This window comes from Streptomyces klenkii (assembly GCF_003626645.1).
Taxonomy (GTDB): domain Bacteria; phylum Actinomycetota; class Actinomycetes; order Streptomycetales; family Streptomycetaceae; genus Streptomyces; species Streptomyces klenkii.
Genome location: NZ_RBAM01000066.1, coordinates 1 through 1531, shown reverse-complemented (window position 1 = coordinate 1531; position 1531 = coordinate 1). Strand labels below are relative to the sequence as shown.

Genomic DNA, 1531 nt, shown 5'->3' with positions numbered 1-1531 from the left:
TCCGGGTCCTGGCTCAGCGCGGCCACGTACTCGTCGCCGCCCAGGTGCCAGTACCGGCTGGGGAAGAGGTCGTCGTACTCGCGCAGCAGCTCGTCGATCAGCTCGCCCGCGGCCGGGTCGGAGATGTCGATGGCGCCCTCGGCCACCCCGCCGTCCGCCCGCCGCAGCTGGAGGTCCGGGTGGGCTGCGAGGACCGCGCCCAGGTGGCCCGGCGAGTCGAACTCGGGGATGACGGTGATGTGCAGCGACTCGGCCAGCTCGACGATGCGGCGCACCTCGTCCTTGGTGAGGTGGTCCTCGGAGACCACCTCGGGGTGGGACTCGCTCTCCACCCGGAAGCCCTGGTCGTCGCTGAGGTGCAGCTGGAGCTGGTTCAGGCGCAGCCCCGCCATCTCGCGCAGCCGGTCCTCGATCCAGGAGGCGGGGAAGGGCTTGCGCGCGATGTCCAGCAGCAGCCCGCGCTGCGGCCGGTCGGGGCGGTCGTTCACCGTGCCCTCGGGCAGGCCGCCGCGGGCGTTCACCGCCTGGGTCACCGTGCGCGTGCCGTAGAAGACGCCCGCCTCGGCCGATCCGGTGATCGTCACGCGGTGGTCCTCGACGTGCAGCCGATATCCCTCGCGGCCGGTGTCCGCGTCCTCGTCCAGGACCAGCTCGACGTCCCCCGCCCGCGCGCCCTCGTCGGCGCGCCCCGCGTCCAGCTCCTCGGCGAGCCGGTCGGCCTCGTCGTCCAGCGGCCCGTCGCCGTCGGCCACCACGCGGGCGGAGCCGCCGGGGGCCCAGCCGGGGCCGTCGGCGGCCTCGAAGGACCGCACGGCCGGAACGGTGGCCGGCTCCCCGGAGGGCCCGTCCGGCAGGTCGGCCGGCTCGGGCGAGAGGGAGGGTGAGGGTGAGGGCCCCGCGGTGGCGCGCCCGGGCCCGGAGGCGGCGGGGCCCGAGGCCCCGCGGGAGTCGTCCGACCGCTGCGCCACCGCCACCACCGCCGCCGCGGTGAGGGCCAGCACGGCCGCGGCCAGGGTGAGTATTCGCCAGGGCGTTCGTCCCATACCTACGACGGTAGCGAGGTCCCCGGAGTCGGCAAACGGATGACGGACGGGCCCGGGCGGACGCCCTGCGGCGACCCCGCGACGCGGCCCACGGGGGCCGCCGCTACCATGGCCGCGGCCGGTGGACCGTACCCGGCCGGGCCCCGAGGGCCGCTGAAGCTTCCGCGAAGGGTTCTTCCGTGCCGGCAGGAACGTTGTACCGCGGCCGGGAAGGCATGTGGTCATGGGTGGCGCACCGCGTCACCGGTGTCCTCGTTTTCTTCTTCCTGTTCGTCCATGTGCTGGACACCGCGCTGGTCCGCGTCTCCCCCGAGGCGTACGACGACACGATCGCGGTCTACAAGACGCCGCTCGTCGCCGTGATGGAGTACGGCCTGGTGGCCGCCGTCCTCTTCCACGCCCTCAACGGCCTGCGGGTCGTGGCCGTGGACTTCTGGGCCAACGGCGCCCGCTACCAGCGGCAGATGCTGTGGACCGTGGTCGGGATC

At 74.5% G+C, this 1531-nt stretch carries 2 protein-coding genes; one reads left to right on the top strand and one right to left on the bottom strand.

The window, feature by feature from the left end; translation table 11 throughout:
• A partial coding sequence (locus D7231_RS34600) for a family 20 glycosylhydrolase (protein ID WP_147449875.1) occupies positions 1-1043 on the bottom strand: 1043 nt, incomplete at its 3' end.
• 179 nt (positions 1044-1222) lie between these two features.
• On the opposite strand from D7231_RS34600, the gene sdhC reads away from it, so the two are divergent.
• Positions 1223-1531 (top strand): succinate dehydrogenase, cytochrome b556 subunit (gene sdhC / locus D7231_RS34595; RefSeq protein ID WP_120760308.1); only part of this gene is annotated, 309 nt, incomplete at its 3' end.